Here is a 19,658-nt window from a genome sequence, read left to right as displayed (position 1 = left end):
AACCTTAACGGTTGGCTCTGTTTATGCGTTTATTGATCAATATGTTTTTTTAAGTAGCTGTTAACCAGTTCCGTCCGATTCCTGACATTCAACTTCTGGAATACCCCTGTCAGATGCTTCTTGACCGTTATTTCCGTAATAAATAGTTCAGCCGCGATTTCTTGATTCGTATAGCCTTTCACTAGAAGCCCCACCACTTCATTCTCCCGATCGGTAAGCATGGGCAAACCATTATCCTGCTGCTTGGAATGATCTAACAGGCCGAAGGACGCTATCATTTTGTTCAAATAATCCTGTAGTTTGCCGCTTCTCGTATCGAGGACGTAATAGGGTGCAGGAGCGTTAATGTCATAATCGCAATGGGCAACGTTCCTCGCCTGCTCGCACCCCAAGCTAAGATGGAAGTCCCGTAAGAAGGGGAGATCCGGAGGAGCAGCCACAACATAATCGGAAGAAATCAGCAGGGAGATAAACGTTAGCCCGGCAGTAGTACGCATCGCCACGTCCTCAAAATCCGCCACGTCAATCGACTTTACAAAATAACCCGCAATTTGTTCTTTCGGTACCCGGAGTTCCTTCAGCTTATACTCCCGCAGGCTTTGGAAATAAGCGGACGACAACGGATGGGTTTGCAAGTAACCGAGCGTTCCCGCGTGAATCGGAATAATGGCCGTCAGACCGCATATTGCCCCTTGCTGGTCCCTCATTAACTTAACAATGCCGGGATCGAGTTCGTAAAGCTCTTGAAGATGAATATGCTTAATCGGGTATAGACCTTCTTCTTTAGAAATCGTATATTCAAACCTCTCGCCCGTGTCCGGATGCTGGAGAGGAAGGCAAATTTCCCTCGGATTAGCGCGGCGAAGGCTCAAATACTGCTCTGCCTCCGCCCAATTGGACGGACTCAACGTCTCCATATGATACGGAGTTAATTTCTGATAACAGAAATTACGGACGATATGATCGCCGATATAATAGTACCATTCGACACCTTCCCAAGCGATCGCCTTTCTCTTGGACTGGTTGGTCATCATGCTGTAGTAATACATGATACAGCGTTTCCATAACCAATCGTGATGTTCAGGCTGGCGCAAACGCAGCTCTAACCCGATGGCCTCCCGCATCAAATCATGAAGGATCCAACCCCGGTCCACTCTCCGAATGAAAGAAAGCCCGACCAGCGATTGGAATAAATCCGTCTTTACCTGCCGATCCAATACATAGGAGAGCAACTCCTGGTTAAAGTGCCGAAGGACGGCTACGGTCTCTACGAGCTCCCTAAGATTGTCGTCCGGAACTTCTTTTAACCAAATGCTCACGATATGTTCGAATACTTCGGTTCCATCCACCGATTCCAAACCCTGAATGTTCTGAACCATCGTGGTCGAGACGATCAAGGACAACGTGAGCGGATGTCCTCTAGTCTTCATCCAAATCTGTTTGATCATCGGCTCGTGAGTAATGCCCGAGCGCTCCAGATATTGCTTAACGGATAGATAATCCAGATCCCCGACGGGCATCCGGTTTATCCAATGGCGCCATGCCGGAGAACTAAGCCATATGCCCTGCAAAGGGAATCTTCCCGAAACGATAATCAGGATTTCGGGATCCAATTGCGGGAGAAATGCCTCTCTTAGCCAATGCTCCATATCCCCCATGTCCTCGAATGTGTCCAATGCGAGAACAAGCTTCTGTTTCGTTGCCCTTTCCCTGAGGATACCATGGCATAACTCTAATAGCGCCTGCGGCTCTGCGATCTGCTTCAGCTTCTCCATCGGATAGCCGAGCATACGCAACAATTGCGTGCAGAAGTCCTGCGGTGTATGGGAGAACCCGCGGCTGTCCATCAATAGAAGGATGGCATTTGCATTCACCGCCAGCCTGCGGAACTCGTCGATTAAATAGCTTTTTCCTACGCCGCCGGTACCATAGAGATTCAAGATCCGTCTCTGTTGCCCGCCGCCTGTCAGTTGCTGCATGAAATACTGAATTTCGAGGTCCCGACCCACCAAATAATGCCGTTCCAGCTGGTCAATCCGGACAGCAATACGTTCCTCATGACTTCCCATCTTCGCCTTGCCATCATACATCGTATATACCTGCCTTCTTCCGAAAAGGTTCAGTTCAACGGCCCTTTTTTAGGTAAATTATAGCTGAATTATATAATTTGTTCTGTTGTGGAAGCCAGTACTACTTTTCGCGGAAGGGCAAAAGTGTTCTAAAATGGGGCTGCTGACGGAACCGAAAAACTTCTGCTTTATCTTTCGTATATAAAAAACAATAAACCGTCAGGAAACTCTCCTTGACGGTTCTTTGGGTATGAAAGAAATCCGAAACTGCCTCAGAAGCGCGCTTCTCTAGCGTTGTTGTCCGTCTCATCGACAATTAGCAAACGTTATATTCAGATGTTCCTACGTTCTCCCCTGTTCTCTGGTCGAAAAACTCCGTTCCGAACTCGCAATTTTGGAGCCTCTTCCATTTGACTTGGTATTGTCCGTTACTAAGTAGCTTTATTTCAACAATACTTATTTCACCAAAGCTGCTGTCTTTTTCGAGTTTACTTTTTGCAATGTTTTCAATTTGCTTGGTACTTAGAATCGTTGAATCGGTTTTACCATTATTTATTTGACAACCGGTAACGAAGAGTAGGCATATGCCAAAAATTAATGTTCCGAAGATAAACTTGTTTCCCATGTTTAATCCCTCAGAATGACTTCTAGAACAAGAAGCAATGCGGCGGTAATGAATACTTTCTTATAAACCATTTTGATCTCCTCCATTCGTCGATTGACGGGATAAGGAGATCGTAATGTCTTCCGCAGCGGTAGAGTCAAGGCACTATTTCATCACCGGCACCTGCAACTCCACCAGAACATTGTTCATGTCATGGCAATCATTCTCCCGACCGAACAGATGAAGCTCCCTGACAGGTCCCGACTGCGAGTATCCGTTCATGCCGATCCACGAGAAGAGCTCCAGCAAGGCATCGCCTAACCCCATGAAAGGGCCTTTGTAGATCAGACTGGCGACCACGGGCTCCGCGGGTACGCCGAAGAGCGCAACGTTGCCCTGCGGAATCGGCTCGGCTGCGACTTCAAGGCAATAAGCAACCTCGATATCGAAATTTTCTTCGATGAATTCGGTCATATGATAGAACACATACTCCTCCCGCAAGACAAGCTTCGTCCCGGACAAACATTCGCTAAGCTCGTCGAACATACGGCAACGATAGTCGGGCATGTCCTGAGGCTTAGGCACGATCGCGCGCAGCGTAGCGAAGTACAGCTCGGGGACTTGCTTCAATACGATCTCGTATTTCGGTTCCTCGCCAAGCTTCTCGAGCCGGCTCAATCGCGACTCGATGCTCTGTATGCGATAAGCGGCTTCGCTGATTTGCGCGGTTAGCTCTTCCTTTTTGCGCAGCATCATTCGTTTCATGTCCTCAATGGACATGGCCTTATCGATCATCGAAGCTATCTGCTCGAGTGAGAATCCGGCGTCCTTAAGCACTAATATTTGATTAAGCCGGATGAGCTGGTCAAAGGTGTAGTATCGATAATTCGTGCTCCATTCGATGCGAGCCGGCTTCAATAACCCAAGCTCGTCATAATGACGCAGCGTCCGGATCGTCACTTGCGCGATTTTCGAGAATAGGCCGATCTTAATGTAGTTCGACATCGTTGCCCTCCCGCGGCTAGATTGACCACAATTATCCATTTAGATTTAGCTTACCATACTTCTATACCAGTCCAGCGTTCGTCTTACGGCCTCTTGATGGGGAGTTGTCGCAAGTTCGCCGAACGCTTCGACGAACTTGCCGTGATCCACGATGAATGGCTGCTCGAACTCGTACATGATCTCTTTGATCTCTTTCATCATCGGAATGAACAACGACAACATCGACACCATTCCGCGCGTAGAAGCCCGTACTTTAGACTTCAATCCCAATTCATCGAAAATAATCTGCAGCAGTTGACCGGTCGTGATCGTTTCCGCGCTCGGAATATGCCAACTTTCTCCTAATGAACGCTCTTCGTTCCCCAGGATCGCCAATCCTCTTGCAAAGTCGTCTATATACGTATAAGTGTGCGGCATATTGAAATTGCCGAACACATCTATCGGCTTCCCGCTAAGCGCGCGTCCGAACACTCTCTCGCCCATGAAAGATTGCGTAACTCCGGGACCATAAAAGTCGGAAGCTCTCCCGATCGCAACGCGCGCTCTTCCGGCGTTATGTGCATCTAACAATTTCTGCGCCATCCATGCCCGCGTTGTTCCCTTATGCCCCTCCGCCCGATAGGGAAGACTTTCCCTCAGAGGCGCATGTACGCGACCGTACATATACATATTGTCCGCGTAAACCAGCTTCGCATCGGCCGAGGCGGCCCCTTCCAGAATACCGTTCGTAATCGCGGGGAATTGCTTCGGCCAATTCAAGTATCCGGGCTGCGCGCAATGATAGACGACGGAGGCATTCTCGCAGATCACGATGGTTTCGGCAACATTGGATGCATCCCCCTTGATTACGCATACCTGTTCCTCACCCTGAATGCGCCCGCTTCGGTTCACCATCCGAATGTCTTTGACGCCCCTGCTTCTAAGCTCGCGCATGAGGGCCATGCCCAATGGTCCCGTACCGAAAATCACATGAGTATGGTTTTGCATCATGACTACTCCCTTCAAGATCGTTCTCAGTACCAAAGATACTGTCTGACATAACGGGAGAGTCAATCGCATGTTTCGTGCAGCTCTAACAATGTATAAAGCACCCTCGGAAGGGTGCTTGTCGATCAAAGACATGGCGATTGTTGACTTCGGAGCATGAAAAATACATCGCCACAGCATATAAGCCGAATGGCGATGTATTCACAATCTATAACATAGGTATTAATCCGCTTCTACAATCGCTTGCGTTTTGCCATACCTCACAATTAGTCGATCGACATTAACTTCAACTACTAGTACGTAGAAGCCATTACTTACTTGGATACTCGCTCCCGATGTGATCGACATCCAGTCAAAATCATCCGTTGCGATTTCATCCCCTACATATGGCGAATCAGGATCTGTATTCCTTATTTTATACATGAAGCTGTTTCCTGACCCTGCTGTTTCTGCAATAGTGATTCTTGTATGGTCACTGTTCGCATCATCGTCAGTCGCTGTAACTGTCAGTCCTGTTGCGGCTACTGCAACGGTTCTAAAGTTCCATGTCTCAACATCGTCAATACCTGTATAAGTATTGTTCGCCGCATCCTTGAACGCGCCTTCGGCGACAAAAACGTAATAGCGCGTTCTGTTTGCTAGATCTGACGCCGGGTTAATGGTCACGATTTTGTTGTTTACCGTCACCTGTGTAGTATCGTTCGCTGCGATCGTAGCGACGACCGTATCGTTATCTGTGTTGAAGATCACGATGTTCTTACCTGCTACAGCGGTGACGTTCTTGCTGAACGTCAAGACCAGGTTGGCATCAATCGCTACGTCTAATGCACTATCTGCTGGAGTAAAAGACAGAAGCGTCAGTGCAGTTGTGTCTGGCAGCTCTTTTACCGTGACGTTGAATATCTTCGTAACCGACACTTTAGCCTTCACTGTACCCTTGCTAATGGTGGCTGTCAGCTCTACATCATAATCGCCAGATCCGTTCACCGGACGTATGACTGTACCATCTACTGCAATTACCCCATTATTGGATGTCCAGCTAATAGTCGTGCCATTGCTGCCTGACGTCGGCAGTGTTAAGTTGGCGGTTATGTTATTCAATGCGCTGTTACCGTTAAGCAGATCCGCATCATCCAAATCCGTCTTCGCATCTTCCATTTGCTCCGTTATTGCAGCTTCCGCAGCTAGCAATGTGTTGTAGTTCCTCACCAGCGCTTGTTGCTCTTGAAGTAATGCCTCGTATCCTTCGCGTGCCCATACTGCATATTGAACAAATTCCGGCGTTTGATTGTCCAAACCAGTCAGAATATCGATAGTGTTCTCGACATACGCCGCTGCGACTCGAAAATTCACTATTTCTTCGGCAGCTTCAAGAATGCTAAGGTTTGTCACCAGCGCTTTTTGCGATGGAGTTAATGCAATGTATGCTAATTTTGCTGCTCCTACTTCTAAATTAAGGGTTTCCGATTCGACGTTCAAATTAGCGATCAAGGCGATGACAACCTGCGCTGCCGCTTTATCGATTACTACTTGCACGGCAGCTAAGCGAGCTAGTAAGTTGGTCTTGGCCTGACTGTCTGCCAACGCCGTTACCAACACTAACGCTGCATCTACATCCGCTTGTTCTTTGGTTGATTCTGCAGTCGCAACCGCTGCCGTTGCGTCAATTTCATCTTGCACCGCATCTAAGCGGTTTTGTAAGGCATCTTTGTCTTGTCCGTCTGCCAGCGCCGTTACCAATACCTGCGCTGCCTCTACATCTTCTTGCGCTAAGCTTTCTTCTGCAACCACAACTGCTGCCGTTGCTGCTTCCAGTGGAGTTGCCGTTGCGTCAAGTACTTCTTGAATCACCGTAAAGGTACGACCTGCCGTAAACTCAATAGATGTAATGGTTACAGTCGCAGTGTATGTGCCTGCTGTCAAGCCATCCATCGCCTTCACTGTAAACGTACCTGTTGCGTCATTTGCCAAGTCAGTCATATTCTCCGTCAAAACAAATGAATTGGCGTTTGTTCCGCTTAGAGTTGCTGTTACGTTAGTATTTGCCCCTGTCGCCGTTACCGTGACAGTCGCCGTCTTTTGAGTGCCTGGCTCATATCCTTCAATTAATGGAATGAATGTTTTCGCATCGCCCGTTACATTATGCGCTAAAGTTACTTCTTGCCATACGGCATATACCGTTATCGCTCTTGTTACGGCTGTTGTGGATGTAAAATCTGCCGTTGTTGCACTGCTTGCCGTTGCCCAGCCAATAAATGCATATCCCGCTCTTGTTGGATTTACCGGTAACGTTGTGCCGCTTGCTCCGCCTTGCGCTGTTGGATTGGTTCCTGCGGCTCCGTTCAGATCAAATGTTACTGTAAAAGCTGTTGGTGTTGTTGGTGCTGGTCCACCCCCGCTTCCACCGCCACCGCTTCCTCCACCTGCCGAAAGCGGCATTGCGCTTGCGCCAGCGCCTTCCATTTTCTCCGGTTGCTTCTCAAACGTTGTGCCCTTCGCGCCCGCATTGACCGTCGCACTCTTGATCTTGCCTTGGCCAAGCAGCTTGACAACAGCGTCAAGCACCAGCTTGATAATAGCCGCATCCTTGCCTACATTGATGCTTGTACCACCTGCAGCGCTACCCACATGCATGTGCTCAATTGAACCCTGAGGAATTTCAACTTTTATGCTTGCCGCATTCACGTCCACTTTATTGAATTTACCGTGTAGCTCGACATTAGCTCCCGGAGGCAAATGGCTTGCTAATTCAACCAGGGAAATTCCAGCCGTATCCAAAATTTCAATAATGGCATTTGATAGAACAGTTACTGTTTCAACGGAGCTCTTGCCTTCGACAACAATACGTACAGTTCCCGATTCTTTATCAGCAATAATAGTCGCCAAAATGGAATCAACAAAATGAACCGAATCTTCGCCGCCACCTTGAACGATCGCATCGCCCTTAACGTTGACTTTGTTGATCGTAACGTCGCCGTCGCCGACTGATTTATCAATGATCAAGTCGCCCATGATGGTCATGTTGCGAAGCGTCACATCCGCAGCCGCAATAGTAACATTTCCTTCCACAACTTCAGCGCCTGTTTCAGGGCCGTAAACCCTGCTTTATCAAAAGTTTTATTGTTCAGCTTATCAAGCGCGTTATGGATGACAACAACAGCCTCAGCCCGCGTCACTGATTTTGTCGGCATGAAAGTACCGTCCGGGTGACCTTTCATAACGCCAATCGCCGTCAAGGCGCCGACTGCCGGTTTGCTCCAGTTTCCAATTGAAGCGGCATCCTTAAATTTATCCGCAGCTTGGGGCGCTCCCGGCAATTTCAAAAGTGCCGCAGCGATAACCGCAACTTCTTGACGGCTCACATTCGCGTTTGGTTTAACCGTGCCGTCCTTATAACCTTTTATGTAACCGGATTTAACGGCTATGGCTACTTGCTTGTAGAACCAATCATCCGGCTTCACATCGCTAAAAGCGATATCGGTTTGAGCAGTCAGCCCCAATGCATTATTGATAAGCGTAAAAAACTCGGCTCTCGTTACATTTTGATTCGGATGAACCGAGCCGTCTGAATAACCCTTAAGCCATCCTTTCTGAACCCAGTTGTTCAAAATCTCTTCGGCCCACGAGCCTTTAATATCTGACGGACTGGAAGCAGCCGCCGCTGCTTGGCCGAATGCGGACAGCGTCAGACAAACAGCTAATATGGTTGCAAAAAACTTTTTTAACACCGTTTTCTTCATTCAGATCATCCCTCCATGATTCGATGCCTCATTATAGGAAAGATTTATCGAGTTTTTGCGGAGGAATTCGGGGGATATTGCGAAGATCTTACAAAAATTCATTTTCAATGTAATTGCGATAGTTAACCTAACTGCATATGGTTCAGCGCGCGATCTGTAACGACAAGTAAAAAAGAGTCGCATTGTATGCGACCCTCTGGTCTTACTCCCGGGGAGAACGGGGCTTGAGCGGCAATCTGGTTTACCCGTCCTTCGGCAAATCCGCCGACAATATGGCTTCATAATCAATTTGGATTATTGAACTCAGCCCGATTCCTTAATTCGCCTGATTCCCTGCACGATCCGCTCCTTGAGACTCTCCCGCAGAGAGTAAATGACAGGAGCCGAAGGGATGTCGAATTTCAGATGGGAGTGGGGAATTTCCGTGAGTATGGTGCCGATCGGGTTGCCTTGCTTGTCATGGATTACGTTCCAAAATATTCTCGATCTGTTGTCTTCCGCACCCCATTTTTCAAGGGAGTTTCGGAAAATCAGGCGCTTGGCGATAACGAAATCATTCTCTTCGAGCTTCTCCATAGCGCTGAAACCGGCATCTTCCAGCTGTTCGAATATGAACGGCATAAGCTGATCCAAATAAAGACCGTAGGCCGCATCTTCGATTTCAACAAAAGCAGCCGTCAATTGTTCATGCATGGATTCATACAGTGACCTCCACTCGGACTCGATATAACTGTTGGCTGCCTCGCTTATTTCTTCGATCACCATGTCTTGCCGGAAAATCGGGAATCCTTTCTTCACAAGCAAACGCCTCCTTCTCTTCTTTTCAGTTCCATTGTACAACTTGCAAGCCAATTCGAAGGTTAGGCAATAAAAGAGAGGAGTATCACCTATTTTTATAGAAAACCTTATAAGCATGTTTAATTTTGATCTATTGTAATGAGGAGAGAGATGACGAGTTGACGAGCCCCAAAAAAATGGCGGCGAAATTCATGATTAGCGCCAGTACGATAAGGAATTACGAAGCTAAAGGCCTGATTCCTCCAGCTGAACGATCATCAAATGGCTACCGTGTTTATACGGACCGGCACGCCGCCTATCTGTCGTGCATCCAAGCCATGGCCCCGGCATTCGGAATGGAAGTGACGGCCGAGGTGCTTCATTGTCTCCATCGGGACAAGCCGCAAGATGCAATGTGGATCATCAGGGAAAAAGAAGTCGCTTTGTACGAGGAAAAAAAGAAATTAGAGAGGTTAATCCAGGATATCCGGATATACGCTAACGAATATAAATCTCCGTATGCCGAGGAGCCGCTCACCATCAACGAAGTTTCCGAACTAACGCAGGTTCCCAAATCGGCGATCCGCTACTGGGAGCAAGCGGGATATGTAACGGCGGATCGGAACCCTGACAACGGATATCGTCGATACAATGGATCTCACTTGCTAAAAATCAGGTTGATTCAAGCGCTGCAAAGCTCCGTGTATTCAGAAGATACCGTGAATTTTAAGCAATCCATCGCCGCATCCGAACATGCGGATCTGCAGGGGATCGTGAATGTGGCTGAGAATATCAGGATTTATCTAGATAAGATCATCGAATCCCAGATGCGGGGGATATCCTATTTATACGAATTAATTCAGTCTACAAAAGCCGAGGATCATTCAACCGCGCCCGAATAGACCCAACGATTAGATCATGGAACTGTTTCTCCGATTTCTTGTTTGCAAGCTGTTTGCAGAACGGCCCAAAAAGGGCTGCAACAGGTCACTTGTTCATAACCTGTCGCAGCCCCCAAACCCGCATCCCGCGCGGCCTTACGCCCTTTCTTCCTCCCGTTGCCACCGGATTCTCGCTATAAGAAATCCAATCGCTCCAGCTTCATATCCCCCCACAAACCCCATGCTCGGAAGGTTCCGAACAAAAAAAGGGTTTCGGAACATCGCGGCGGGAATACCTCGGAGGATATCCCAACTCCCGTGTGCAACGACCTCCCTTGGCTACACTTGGGGGAACTTGGGAAGCAAGAAGCCCATGGAAAACGGGGCTGGCGAAACAGTATCGGTTGAGCCAAGCGAAGTATACCCTGTGGATGGGTCAAGCCGAACAGAACGTCAACAAACGGCCAAGTGAAACAAGGTAGCACCAAAAGGGTGGGTGGCAGAGGATTATCGTAACCTTATTGTTTTCATGCAGTTGGCGGTTGGTTATTAATAATAATTAATTCCAATTATCTCGCTGAATAAATCTGATCAAAAGGATTTGGAAAAATTATGTCGAATGGTTCATAATGCCATTCGTATTTTGGAGGAGTTTATCGTGTTTAAAGGACTGAAAATAAATAGTTGGCGACAATTTGAAAATGTTGAATTATCCTTTCACCCCCGTCTCACAATCCTAACCGGAGCAAATGGCGCCGGAAAAACAACGATATTGAATTTATTAAATAATCACTTTGGTTGGAACTCTATCTTTTTAAGTACACCTAAAAAAGACAAGCAAGGGCTCCTTAAGTTTGTATCAGGAATTTTTAAGTTATTTGAAAGTAACACCTCTAAGTATGGAAATAACATTGTAATCGGGAATCTACATTATTCAAATAATGTATCCGCTGATCTAACTGTTCCAGATGAAGTTGGAACTAGCTATAACATTAGTGTAATGAATCAGCAATCTATAAATGGATTATATATACCGTCTCATAGACCTATTTACTCTTACAGACAAGTCTCAAATATTCCAACGCAACCACGAACTAGAGATGATATATATAACAGTCATCGAAGTATCCTATACAATTCATATTTCTCAACATCACACGAAAAGACTAATTATATAATTAAAGAAAACCTTATTGCATTAGCGATGTTTGGCTATGGCAATCAAGTTGTAACGCCTAATCCTACTGCTCGCCAAACATTCGAGGATTTCCAGCAGATTCTAAGAGTTATACTACCACCGAAGTTAGGATTCCAGAATATCTCCATTGAGATGCCAGAAGTAAATCTAGTAACCAAATCAGGTGAGTTCTCGTTGGACGCAGTTTCTGGTGGGGTAGCCTCGCTAATTGACTTAGCTTGGCAAATTTTTATGTATCCTAATAACAATCAACCTTTTGTTGTTACCCTTGACGAACCAGAAAATCATTTGCACCCTGAAATGCAAAAAATGTTGTTGCCTAATTTGATCAAAGCGTTTCCCATGGCTCAATTTATAGTTGCAACCCATAACCCATTTATTATTAGTTCTTCACCAGATTCAAATGTTTACATACTGGATTACAACGAAAACAACCGAGTAATTAGTACGTATTTAGATCTTGTTAATAAAGCTGGAAGTTCAAATGATATTTTAAGAGAAGTTCTTGGTGTATCAGTTACATTGCCTTATTGGGTAGAGGATAAAATTAATTCTATCGTCGAAAGATATTCAAATAACGAATTAAATTCAGAAGCCATATCAAACTTACGCCAAGAAATGAAGGAAATCGGAATGGATAAATTGCTACCCGAAACTTTAGGGAGAATTGTAGATGGGAGGAAATAGCTTCTAATGATTATGCTTGCAAAACTAGATATTCCTGAGATACTTAGAATAAACGGTGATACTTGGACACAAGAATACTTGCAGTTTCATAGCTCGGGCAATAAGATTCCAGATACACTAAAATCAAAATATAGATTAAAAGAGATAAAAGAAAAGATCGTTAAGGAAACCCATGGAAAATGTGCATATTGCGAAAGTAAAGTTAATCATATATGTCCCGGAGATATCGAGCATATTTTGCCAAAAGGTGAGCGACCTGAATTGGTATTCACCTGGGACAACTTAACCTTAGCATGTGAAGAGTGTAATAGAAGTGGAAAAAAAACTTATTACAATCCATTGTCACCATTAGTAAACCCATACAAAGATGATCCAAGGAATCATTTTATGGCAGCTGGTCCAATGGTTTTTCAAAAAGCCGGTGATCGAAAAGGATTTACTAGTCAAAAGGTTTTAAAGCTTAATCGAACCTCCTTAATAGAAAGAAGGTCCGAGAGACTTAAAGCTATACAGTCTCTAATTGATACTTGGGCCAATGAAACGGACCCAAAACTAAAAGATCTGCTAACCAATGAGTTACTAACAGAAGCAGATGAGGACAAAGAGTATTCTTTTATGGTAAGAGAGTACTTGAGGGCCTCATGTGGTTTTTGAAGTAGTTTTTATATCTTGATAGCTCAACAAAAATCTGTGTTTCAACTATCCGTATCCAAATGACCCGGATTCTGATTGAACTCTTGCCCCGCACAAAAGCGATTTTATGTTGCGCCCAGATCTATCCTGACCTGACCGACCATCTGAGTTTGATTACGGGTTACTGCAACTGTTTTCAGTGAGTTTTTGCTTGCAAACTGTTGAACGAAAAGCCCAAAGAGGGCCGCAACAGTCCGCCTCACGGCAACCTGTCTCAGCCCTCAAACCCGCGTCCGACGCAGCCTCTCGGCTCTTACTCTTCCTCCGTCGCTACTGGATTGTCCGCGTAGGAAATCCAATCGCTCCAGCTGCCCGCATAAAGCTTCACGCGAGTAAATCCCGCTTCCTGCAACGCCAATACATTAGGCGTGGCAGTAACGCCCGAGCCGCAGTAGACGACGATCTCGTCGTCGGGCGATAGCCCGGCGAACCGCTCGCGCTGCTCGTCCGCGTCTTTCCAAGTGCCGTCGGCGCGGCGGCCGTCCGCCCAGAACAAATTCTTCGCGCCCGGGATATGTCCGGCCACGCGATCGATCGGCTCCGCCTCGCCGCGATAGCGCGGAGCTTCGCGCGAATCGATCAGCACGATGCCTTCGGTGCCGAGCGATTCACGGACTTCGTCCACTTCGATTAGCATATTGTGCTGCACGGTCGCGACGAAACTCGAAGGAATGATGATCTTCTGATCGGCCGTAACCGGGCATCCGGCCTTCTGCCAAGCCGAGAATCCGCCATCCATAACGAATACGTTCGTGTGGCCCAAATACCGCAAGAGCCACCACAGACGAGAAGCCATCGCTCCGCCTTGATCGTCGTAGGCGACGACCCGAGATTCGTTGCCAATGCCCGCTTTGCCGAACCGTGCGGCCAACTCCGCCGCGTCCGGCAGCGGATGGCGTCCTCCATGCTCGCCGACGGGCGCCGACAAGTCCTTCTCCAAATCCAAGTAGACGGCACCCGGGATATGCCCTTCCTCGTATGCCTTCCGCCCGGCGTCCGGCTGACCGAGCTGGAACCTGCAATCTACGATTACCAGATCGGATTCGAATAGACGTGCGAGCAACCATTTCACAGGAACGATATTTTTCATGAGATCAACGCCTTCCGTTTCATCGGGATATATTTTCATTATACTGAATTTCATCCTTACGCCGCCACCAAGCGAACAAAGCCCGGATCGAATCAACCGATCGTAAATGACTCGATGAATTATCGAGAATTCGTCGAGACGGTCAAGCCGTACTTTGGCACCCTAATATCCAGCTTCATCATCATGATAATGACCACATCGATAAACGACGTCACGAGTACGAACATGGCCAGCGTGTTGTGCCCGCCGTCGTACAAGGCGACCGAAGCCAGAGCAAAGACGGTGAATTTGAAGACCGTACGGAGCTGATACGGAATGTGGGGCATCGACGCTTTGGGAGCGAGGAATAACGACCACAGAACCCAAACGGCCAGCGGAATGCCTATGGCGGCGGAAGGTTCAGTTGGGAACCCCAATAGGCGAAAATGGCAAGCGAACCGAGTTCCAGAAGAAACATGTATACCAGCGCAATCATGGCAAGCGGAGAAATTTTCATTAGGAACAACCCCCAATAAGCTATTTATAATAGCATAATAACTAATGACATTAGTTTATGCAAGAAGATCGTTTCACATTTTGCTTTTAAGTACCATAAGAAGCCGTAAAGACCAGTAGAAACTAGAAAACCGGGAATCCTCTTAGCGAGGCTCCCGGTTTTCTTCGCACTTGGAATATCAACTTGCCGAGACCGACGCCCGCTCCAACGACTTAGCCGATAGCAGCGCCCATACGATAACCGCCAGCATGACTACCGCGAACGCGGCGAACAGCCAGCGCGTAGCGTCCGTCCCGTTCTCGTCCAGGAACCATCCCGTCAACCGCGGCATCAACGCTCCGCCGATTCCTCCGAACGCCATGAGCAAGCTCGTCGTCCGTTCCGTCATGCCGGGCACCGCCCGATTCAAGAAGACGAGCGCGACGGCGAACATCCCGGACATCGCCAGACCCGCCAAGAACGTCAGCACGAACGTCGCCCACGTGCTCTCAAGCCCGCCCATAACGACGAAGATTACCGCCGTGGATAGACAAGTCGCCAGCATGTATACTCCTCCGCCCCAACGATCCGCGGCATGTCCCGATACCATCCGCCCGAGCACCATTGCCCCCCAGAAGAGGCTTAACGACAACGAAGCCGTCGAATCCGATAAGCCGTTATTATGGACGAGCAACGAAGGCAGATAGTGAACGAAACTCATCTCGAACCCGACATAGACGGCGAAGAACATTGAGCCCGCTGCCAATACCGTTATGGCTAGCCTGCGATTCGGCAACTTCGTTAACCGCGTTTCCGTCGCCGTCTCGCTTTCCGGCTTGCGATCCAATATTTTAGGCCAGAATAGGAACCACAGCAACACCGCTATAGCCGCCATGATGCCGACAACCAAGAACGCATACACCCACAGCCCGGAAGCAATCAACGCCGCTCCGGCGAAAGGCATGAGCAGCGCGCCTACGCCGAAGAACACTTCGACCCGGCTCATCGCCACGTTGGCATTCCCTTGCGCCGCGCCTATGATGAATGACCCTACGACCGCTTCCGTCGTACCGAAGCCGAAGCCCGCGAACGGTCCGATCGCCAGCATGACTCCCCACTCGGGCTGAAAGGAATAGATGACTTCGACCACTGCCATGATGGCGAGGGCGGACAGGAGCAGCCTCTTTTTTCCGATTCGTCCCATCAACCAAGGCGCCAGCGTAATGCCGACCAATCCGCCTAGAAACTGGTTCATGACCAACTGCCCGCCGTCGCCGTATTGTATGCCGTAACCCGCGACCATCGGCTCCATGACGGTACCCACTACCAATTGCCCGATTCCGACGACCAAGTATGCTATACATCCCAAGAAGACTAACCGAGCCATAACTTGTAATTTCCCCTTTGCTGTTCCCAACATTCAACTCCCTTATCATACCACGTAAGATCGATTACGGCTTCATTCGTTCTAGCGAAATAACAAAAGCCGAGCCCCATGGGCCCGGCTTGCTTGCTACTCTATTGTTTAGCTAGGATGCCATCATATGGACTTGGAGGCGGAGGTGGCGGCGGCATGATCACGGATCGTCCGGTCAGGTCGTTATAGAAGTGGGCGAGCGCCGTGTAGTAGTAAGGGGCAATCCATAAAAACCCGATTGCGCACGTAAGCATCCCTACGATATACCACCCAATGAAAGATAACATTAGCACGAATAGCCTGCCTTTGTGACCGGCCATCAGCGCCTTGCTTCTGCGGATCGCTTCAAGAGCGCCGATCTGCGGATTATCCTTTAAGATGAAGTAGGCTTGCGAATAACGAAACCCTGCAATAATTCCCGGAATAATAAGCAGCAACGTCCAGAGAAAAACAAAAAGACCCATTAAGAGATAGAGGGCGAGCGTAGTGCCGAATCTTTCGAACCCGCTAAACAAATCGTTAATCGTCGGCGTGCCTCTACGCGAAAAAATCAAGTAATAGCTATAAAGCCCGAAAGTCAAAGTACCCGCGAGCAGCATCGGCACAATCCAACCAATAAACGGGATGTACGAAACGACTCCGGCTCCTGAAACGATTAAGTAATACACTAGAAAGTGAAGCACCGGGTATTTCCAATTGCCCGCGAGACTTTCTCTTGCCCTGGCGCGAATCTCGGCACTTGTCGGCAAAATCCGAATCCACCTTTACCTATAATTTATTTGCTTGATACATTGTAATTTTATATACGGCTTCCAAAATTATCAAACCATTTTTTGACACCGTTCAACATTTGTCCCCCATCCCTATTTCCGCCTTGTCCATTATAATAGAAGAACAAGAAATTTATGCACGGAACGGAGTGATCCTATTCAACATAAGCCTACCTTGCAATTAGTGCCCATGACCGAAGAAGACGGGCGAGCGATCTGCGATTGGCGCTATCCTGCGCCTTATGACCTGTTCCGATGGATGCCGTGGGAGACGATGGTCAAGGATGGCCGGGAATTCGGCGATCCTCGGATTCGCGAAGAGCAATATATGGCCGTGAGAAATACCGACAATGGGCAGTTGGTCGGCTACGTTCAGCTGTTTCCAATGGATCGTACGCTGCGGATCGGAATGGGCTTGCGGCCCGACTGCTGCGATCGGGGTTGGGGAACTACGCTTGCGAAGCTAGTCGTGCAAGAAGCGATACGCCGTCAACCCGGCGCGGAAATCGACCTTGAGGTGGAAAAATGGAACAAACGCGCCATTAGAGTGTATGAGAAAGCAGGGTTCATCGTTACCGACGAGTACGACCGCAAGGCCTCGCACGGAACCGTCAGCGTGTTCTGCATGGTGTGGCATAACCGGTGACCCCCCCACATACAACTATAGTGAACAACCAAGAATCAGGATGCATCCGTCAGGCAGTTTCACCAGAAAAGGGCGTCACAACCCCATTAAGGAGGCTGTTTCTGAATGAAGGCGCTTAACGTCATCAGTCTGATTCTCGTTATCCTAGGTGGCTTGAACTGGCTATCCGTCGGCTTATTCGAGTACGATGTGGTCAGCGAGCTGTTCGGAGGCGCGGATGAGGTAGGCTCTAGGATCGTCTATACCGTCGTCGGTATCGCCGCTCTCTATGCGCTCGCGCTATTTCCGAAAGTATCCAGAGACAGCTAATCATCCGCAGCAGAGTACGGGACTTTACCTGGCCGACCGGCCGGATGAAGTCCCGTTTTTTCCGTGCCGTTACCCCTTTACCTTTATAACCGATCGTAAGCTTTCGCGGAGTCGATATCGAGCGAGGTTAATCCGCCGGAATTCCACGTCGTCAGCCGAACCGTCACGCGCCTATAGTCGATTCCGATAAAAGGATGGTGATTCCGTTCCTCCGCTATCGCCGCGATTTGGTTGACGAAAGAGATAGCCTCCATGAAAGAAGGAAACAGGCGCTTGCGCGCGAGCCACTTGCCGTCATCCTCCACCTTCCAATCCGCTAGCCCCAGCAGGCCGGCTTCCAGTTCCTGCTCCGTTAACAGTGGATGTTTGCCCATTTTTCTTCTCCTCCTTCGATGACTCTTGTCTTCCGAGTGTACCATATCCCCGCCGTTAATTTTCCGATATCGTCTTGCCGTTTTGCCTCCTATGAGCCCGTCATGCGACATTTACTCAGATGAATTTATGAAAAAGCCCGATATCCTCTAAAGCTTTGGGGAGTTTCTGTCGATAAACCTATTATCGTGTCGGTTGTGAGGGTAATCTCCTGTCGCGTACATATCATTCTTCTATATGCCGGGGTGTACGATGAAAAATTCAACGATTATTGGTTTGGCTTTAGGTTTTGTAGCGCTTCTTGTAGGGATGGTCCTGAAAGGCGCTCCGCTTATCAGTTTGGTTAACAATCCGGCTGCTTACGTCATTATTCTCGTCGGAACTTGCGCGTCCGTGTTCATGGCTTTCCCCATGTCGGAGCTCGCCAAAGTACCTAAGCTATTTAAAATTCTATTCGCCGAGCCTAAGCTGCTCCCGCGCCAACAGCTCATCGGCATGTTCATGGAGTGGGCTACGATTACTCGTCGCGAGGGCTTGCTAGCTCTCGAAGCGCGCGTAGATGAAATCGAAGACACCTTCCTTAAGACGGGAATGCGGATGATCATCGACGGAAACGATCAAGACTTCGTGCGGGACGTTCTTCTCGAAGATATCTCCGCAACGGAAGAGCGCCATCGCGGCGGCGCGCAAATTTTCTCCCAAGCGGGGATGTACGCGCCGACTCTCGGGGTACTCGGGGCCGTTATCGGGCTCGTCGCGGCGCTCGGCAACCTGTCGGAGATGGAGAAGCTCGCTCATGCGGTTGCGGCGGCCTTTATCGCGACGTTGCTCGGTATCTTTACCGGTTACGTGCTCTGGCATCCGATCGCCAACAAATTAAAACGCCTCTCCAAGCGCGAGATCGATCTGAAGCTGATGATGGTCGAAGGCTTGCTCTCGATCCAATCGGGCGTATCTACCATCGCCATCCAACAGAAACTTCTAGTATTCCTTACTCCTACGGAGCGGTTGGCTTTCGCGGAGAAAGAGGAGGAGCAACGTGAGCAGAAAACGGCATGAACCGCATGAGGAGCACGCGGACGAATCCTGGCTCCTTCCCTATTCCGATCTCATGACGCTGCTGCTGGCCTTATTTATCGTTCTATACGCGGCCAGCGCGGTCAACACATCCAAGTTCGAAGAGATGAGCCGGGCTTTCAAGACGGCGTTCAGCTCCGGGCTTGGCATTATGGATAAGGGCGCCATTACGCAGGACTATGAAAATAAGAGAAATACAAATCAAGATCTCCCTCGGGCCAACGATGGAAAGAAAGACAAGTCCAGAGAAGAGCTGAAGCAGCAGGAACAGCAAAATCTCGAGCAACTCCAGAAGGAACTGAACAAATACATCGATAAGAACGGGTTATCCTCGCAGCTTGAGACTCAACTGAATCAGTCTCAGCTTCTCATCACTATCCGGGATAACGCGTTGTTCCCTTCCGGAAGCGCCAGCATTAAGACGGACTCGCAGAAGCTGGCTTCCGCGATCGGACAGATGCTGCAGCAGTATCCGGACTATGAAATCCTGGTCACCGGCCATACGGATAACCAACCGATCAATACGTCCGAGTTCCCGTCCAACTGGGAGCTGAGCTCCAAAAGGGCGATTAACTTCATGAAGATCCTGCTGGAGAACACGGCATTCGACCCTAGCCGCTTCAGCGCGATCGGATACGGCGAATTCCGCCCTCTGGAGAGCAATGCCTCGGATGCGGGAAGAGCCAAGAACCGCCGGGTAGAAGTATCCATTCTGCGTAACTACTTAGAGCCTGCCGATAGCAGCAATGAGATCACCCTCAATGCGATCGCGGGCGAAGGCAAGAAAGCAGAGTAACCCCTATCGCTTTACAAAATAAAGGAACGTCTAGAGAACTTGCTTCTCTCCGACGTTCCTTTTTT

At 48.6% G+C, this 19,658-nt stretch carries 18 protein-coding genes; 7 read left to right on the top strand and 11 right to left on the bottom strand.

Features of this window, described 5'->3' with window-relative positions; all coding sequences use genetic code 11:
- Nucleotides 1–29 precede the first annotated feature (29 nt).
- From FPL14_RS30525 to FPL14_RS14870, 6 genes are all read right to left on the bottom strand, one after another.
- Nucleotides 30–2,090 (bottom strand): helix-turn-helix transcriptional regulator, encoded by a 2,061-nt coding sequence (locus FPL14_RS30525; protein ID WP_182303718.1) that lies wholly within the window; start codon nucleotides 2,088–2,090, stop codon nucleotides 30–32.
- Between the two features lie 748 nt (nucleotides 2,091–2,838).
- Entirely contained in the window at nucleotides 2,839–3,678 is an 840-nt protein-coding gene (locus FPL14_RS14890; RefSeq protein WP_182303717.1) for a MerR family transcriptional regulator, read from the bottom strand.
- Nucleotides 3,679–3,723: 45 nt separating this feature from the next.
- Entirely contained in the window at nucleotides 3,724–4,668 is a 945-nt protein-coding gene (locus FPL14_RS14885; RefSeq protein ID WP_182303716.1) for an NAD-dependent epimerase/dehydratase family protein, read from the bottom strand.
- Between the two features lie 219 nt (nucleotides 4,669–4,887).
- Nucleotides 4,888–7,734: an immunoglobulin-like domain-containing protein gene (locus FPL14_RS14880; RefSeq protein ID WP_182303715.1), complete on the bottom strand. Its 2,847-nt coding sequence runs from the start codon at nucleotides 7,732–7,734 to the stop codon at nucleotides 4,888–4,890.
- Entirely contained in the window at nucleotides 7,698–8,405 is a 708-nt protein-coding gene (locus FPL14_RS14875) for an S-layer homology domain-containing protein (protein ID WP_182303714.1), read from the bottom strand. Before FPL14_RS14875 ends, FPL14_RS14880 begins: the two co-directional genes overlap by 37 nt.
- 303 nt (nucleotides 8,406–8,708) lie before the next feature.
- A complete protein-coding gene (locus FPL14_RS14870) occupies nucleotides 8,709–9,203 on the bottom strand; it encodes a DUF6022 family protein (RefSeq protein WP_182303713.1) in 495 nt (164 codons plus the stop codon).
- Nucleotides 9,204–9,361: 158 nt separating this feature from the next.
- Between FPL14_RS14870 and FPL14_RS14865 the strand changes: the two genes are divergently transcribed.
- The 3 genes from FPL14_RS14865 (at nucleotide 9,362) to FPL14_RS14855 (ending at nucleotide 12,602) form a co-directional block, all read left to right on the top strand.
- Nucleotides 9,362–10,084: a MerR family DNA-binding transcriptional regulator gene (locus FPL14_RS14865; protein ID WP_229263919.1), complete on the top strand. Its 723-nt coding sequence runs from the start codon at nucleotides 9,362–9,364 to the stop codon at nucleotides 10,082–10,084.
- A 637-nt stretch (nucleotides 10,085–10,721) separates the two neighbouring features.
- Nucleotides 10,722–11,948: an AAA family ATPase gene (locus tag FPL14_RS14860; protein ID WP_182303712.1), complete on the top strand. Its 1,227-nt coding sequence runs from the start codon at nucleotides 10,722–10,724 to the stop codon at nucleotides 11,946–11,948.
- 6 nt (nucleotides 11,949–11,954) lie between these two features.
- On the top strand, nucleotides 11,955–12,602 hold the full coding sequence (locus FPL14_RS14855) for an HNH endonuclease (RefSeq protein ID WP_182303711.1): 648 nt from the start codon (nucleotides 11,955–11,957) through the stop codon (nucleotides 12,600–12,602).
- Between the two features lie 292 nt (nucleotides 12,603–12,894).
- Here the strand turns inward: FPL14_RS14855 and FPL14_RS14850 are convergent, their stop codons facing one another.
- The 4 genes from FPL14_RS14850 to FPL14_RS14835 all read right to left on the bottom strand — a co-directional run bounded on the left by FPL14_RS14850 (nucleotide 12,895) and on the right by FPL14_RS14835 (nucleotide 16,372).
- A complete protein-coding gene (locus tag FPL14_RS14850; protein WP_182303996.1) occupies nucleotides 12,895–13,731 on the bottom strand; it encodes a sulfurtransferase in 837 nt (278 codons plus the stop codon).
- A 119-nt stretch (nucleotides 13,732–13,850) separates the two neighbouring features.
- Nucleotides 13,851–14,147, bottom strand: coding sequence for a YrdB family protein (locus tag FPL14_RS14845; protein ID WP_182303710.1), 297 nt, complete (start codon nucleotides 14,145–14,147; stop codon nucleotides 13,851–13,853).
- Nucleotides 14,148–14,405: 258 nt separating this feature from the next.
- Nucleotides 14,406–15,593 carry an MFS transporter gene (locus FPL14_RS14840; RefSeq protein WP_229263918.1) on the bottom strand — a complete coding sequence of 396 codons (1,188 nt, stop codon included), beginning with the start codon at nucleotides 15,591–15,593 and terminating at the stop codon, nucleotides 14,406–14,408.
- 131 nt (nucleotides 15,594–15,724) lie between these two features.
- Nucleotides 15,725–16,372 carry a DUF975 family protein gene (locus tag FPL14_RS14835; protein ID WP_182303708.1) on the bottom strand — a complete coding sequence of 216 codons (648 nt, stop codon included), beginning with the start codon at nucleotides 16,370–16,372 and terminating at the stop codon, nucleotides 15,725–15,727.
- Between the two features lie 205 nt (nucleotides 16,373–16,577).
- Between FPL14_RS14835 and FPL14_RS14830 the strand changes: the two genes are divergently transcribed.
- Both FPL14_RS14830 and FPL14_RS14825 read left to right on the top strand, forming a co-directional pair.
- Nucleotides 16,578–17,039, top strand: coding sequence for a GNAT family N-acetyltransferase (locus FPL14_RS14830; RefSeq protein WP_267875438.1), 462 nt, complete (start codon nucleotides 16,578–16,580; stop codon nucleotides 17,037–17,039).
- Nucleotides 17,040–17,144: 105 nt separating this feature from the next.
- A complete protein-coding gene (locus FPL14_RS14825) occupies nucleotides 17,145–17,348 on the top strand; it encodes a DUF378 domain-containing protein (RefSeq protein ID WP_182303706.1) in 204 nt (67 codons plus the stop codon).
- 83 nt (nucleotides 17,349–17,431) lie between these two features.
- Here FPL14_RS14825 and FPL14_RS14820 read toward each other — a convergent pair whose 3' ends face one another.
- Nucleotides 17,432–17,722, bottom strand: a complete 291-nt coding sequence (locus tag FPL14_RS14820; RefSeq protein ID WP_182303705.1) for a 4a-hydroxytetrahydrobiopterin dehydratase — start codon at nucleotides 17,720–17,722, stop codon at nucleotides 17,432–17,434.
- A gap of 250 nt (nucleotides 17,723–17,972) precedes the next feature.
- On the opposite strand from FPL14_RS14820, the gene motA reads away from it, so the two are divergent.
- The gene (gene motA / locus FPL14_RS14815; protein ID WP_182303704.1) at nucleotides 17,973–18,779 is read left to right on the top strand and encodes a flagellar motor stator protein MotA; all 807 of its coding nucleotides are present in this window, start codon (nucleotides 17,973–17,975) and stop codon (nucleotides 18,777–18,779) included.
- Nucleotides 18,760–19,593, top strand: coding sequence for a flagellar motor protein MotB (locus FPL14_RS14810; protein WP_182303703.1), 834 nt, complete (start codon nucleotides 18,760–18,762; stop codon nucleotides 19,591–19,593). The genes motA and FPL14_RS14810 overlap by 20 nt, the downstream gene beginning before the upstream one ends.
- Nucleotides 19,594–19,658: the final 65 nt, after the last annotated feature.

It is taken from the genome of Cohnella cholangitidis (genome assembly GCF_014107495.1).
GTDB classification, from domain to species: Bacteria; Bacillota; Bacilli; order Paenibacillales; family Paenibacillaceae; genus Cohnella; species Cohnella cholangitidis.
This window is presented reverse-complemented; position numbering and strand designations above follow the sequence as displayed.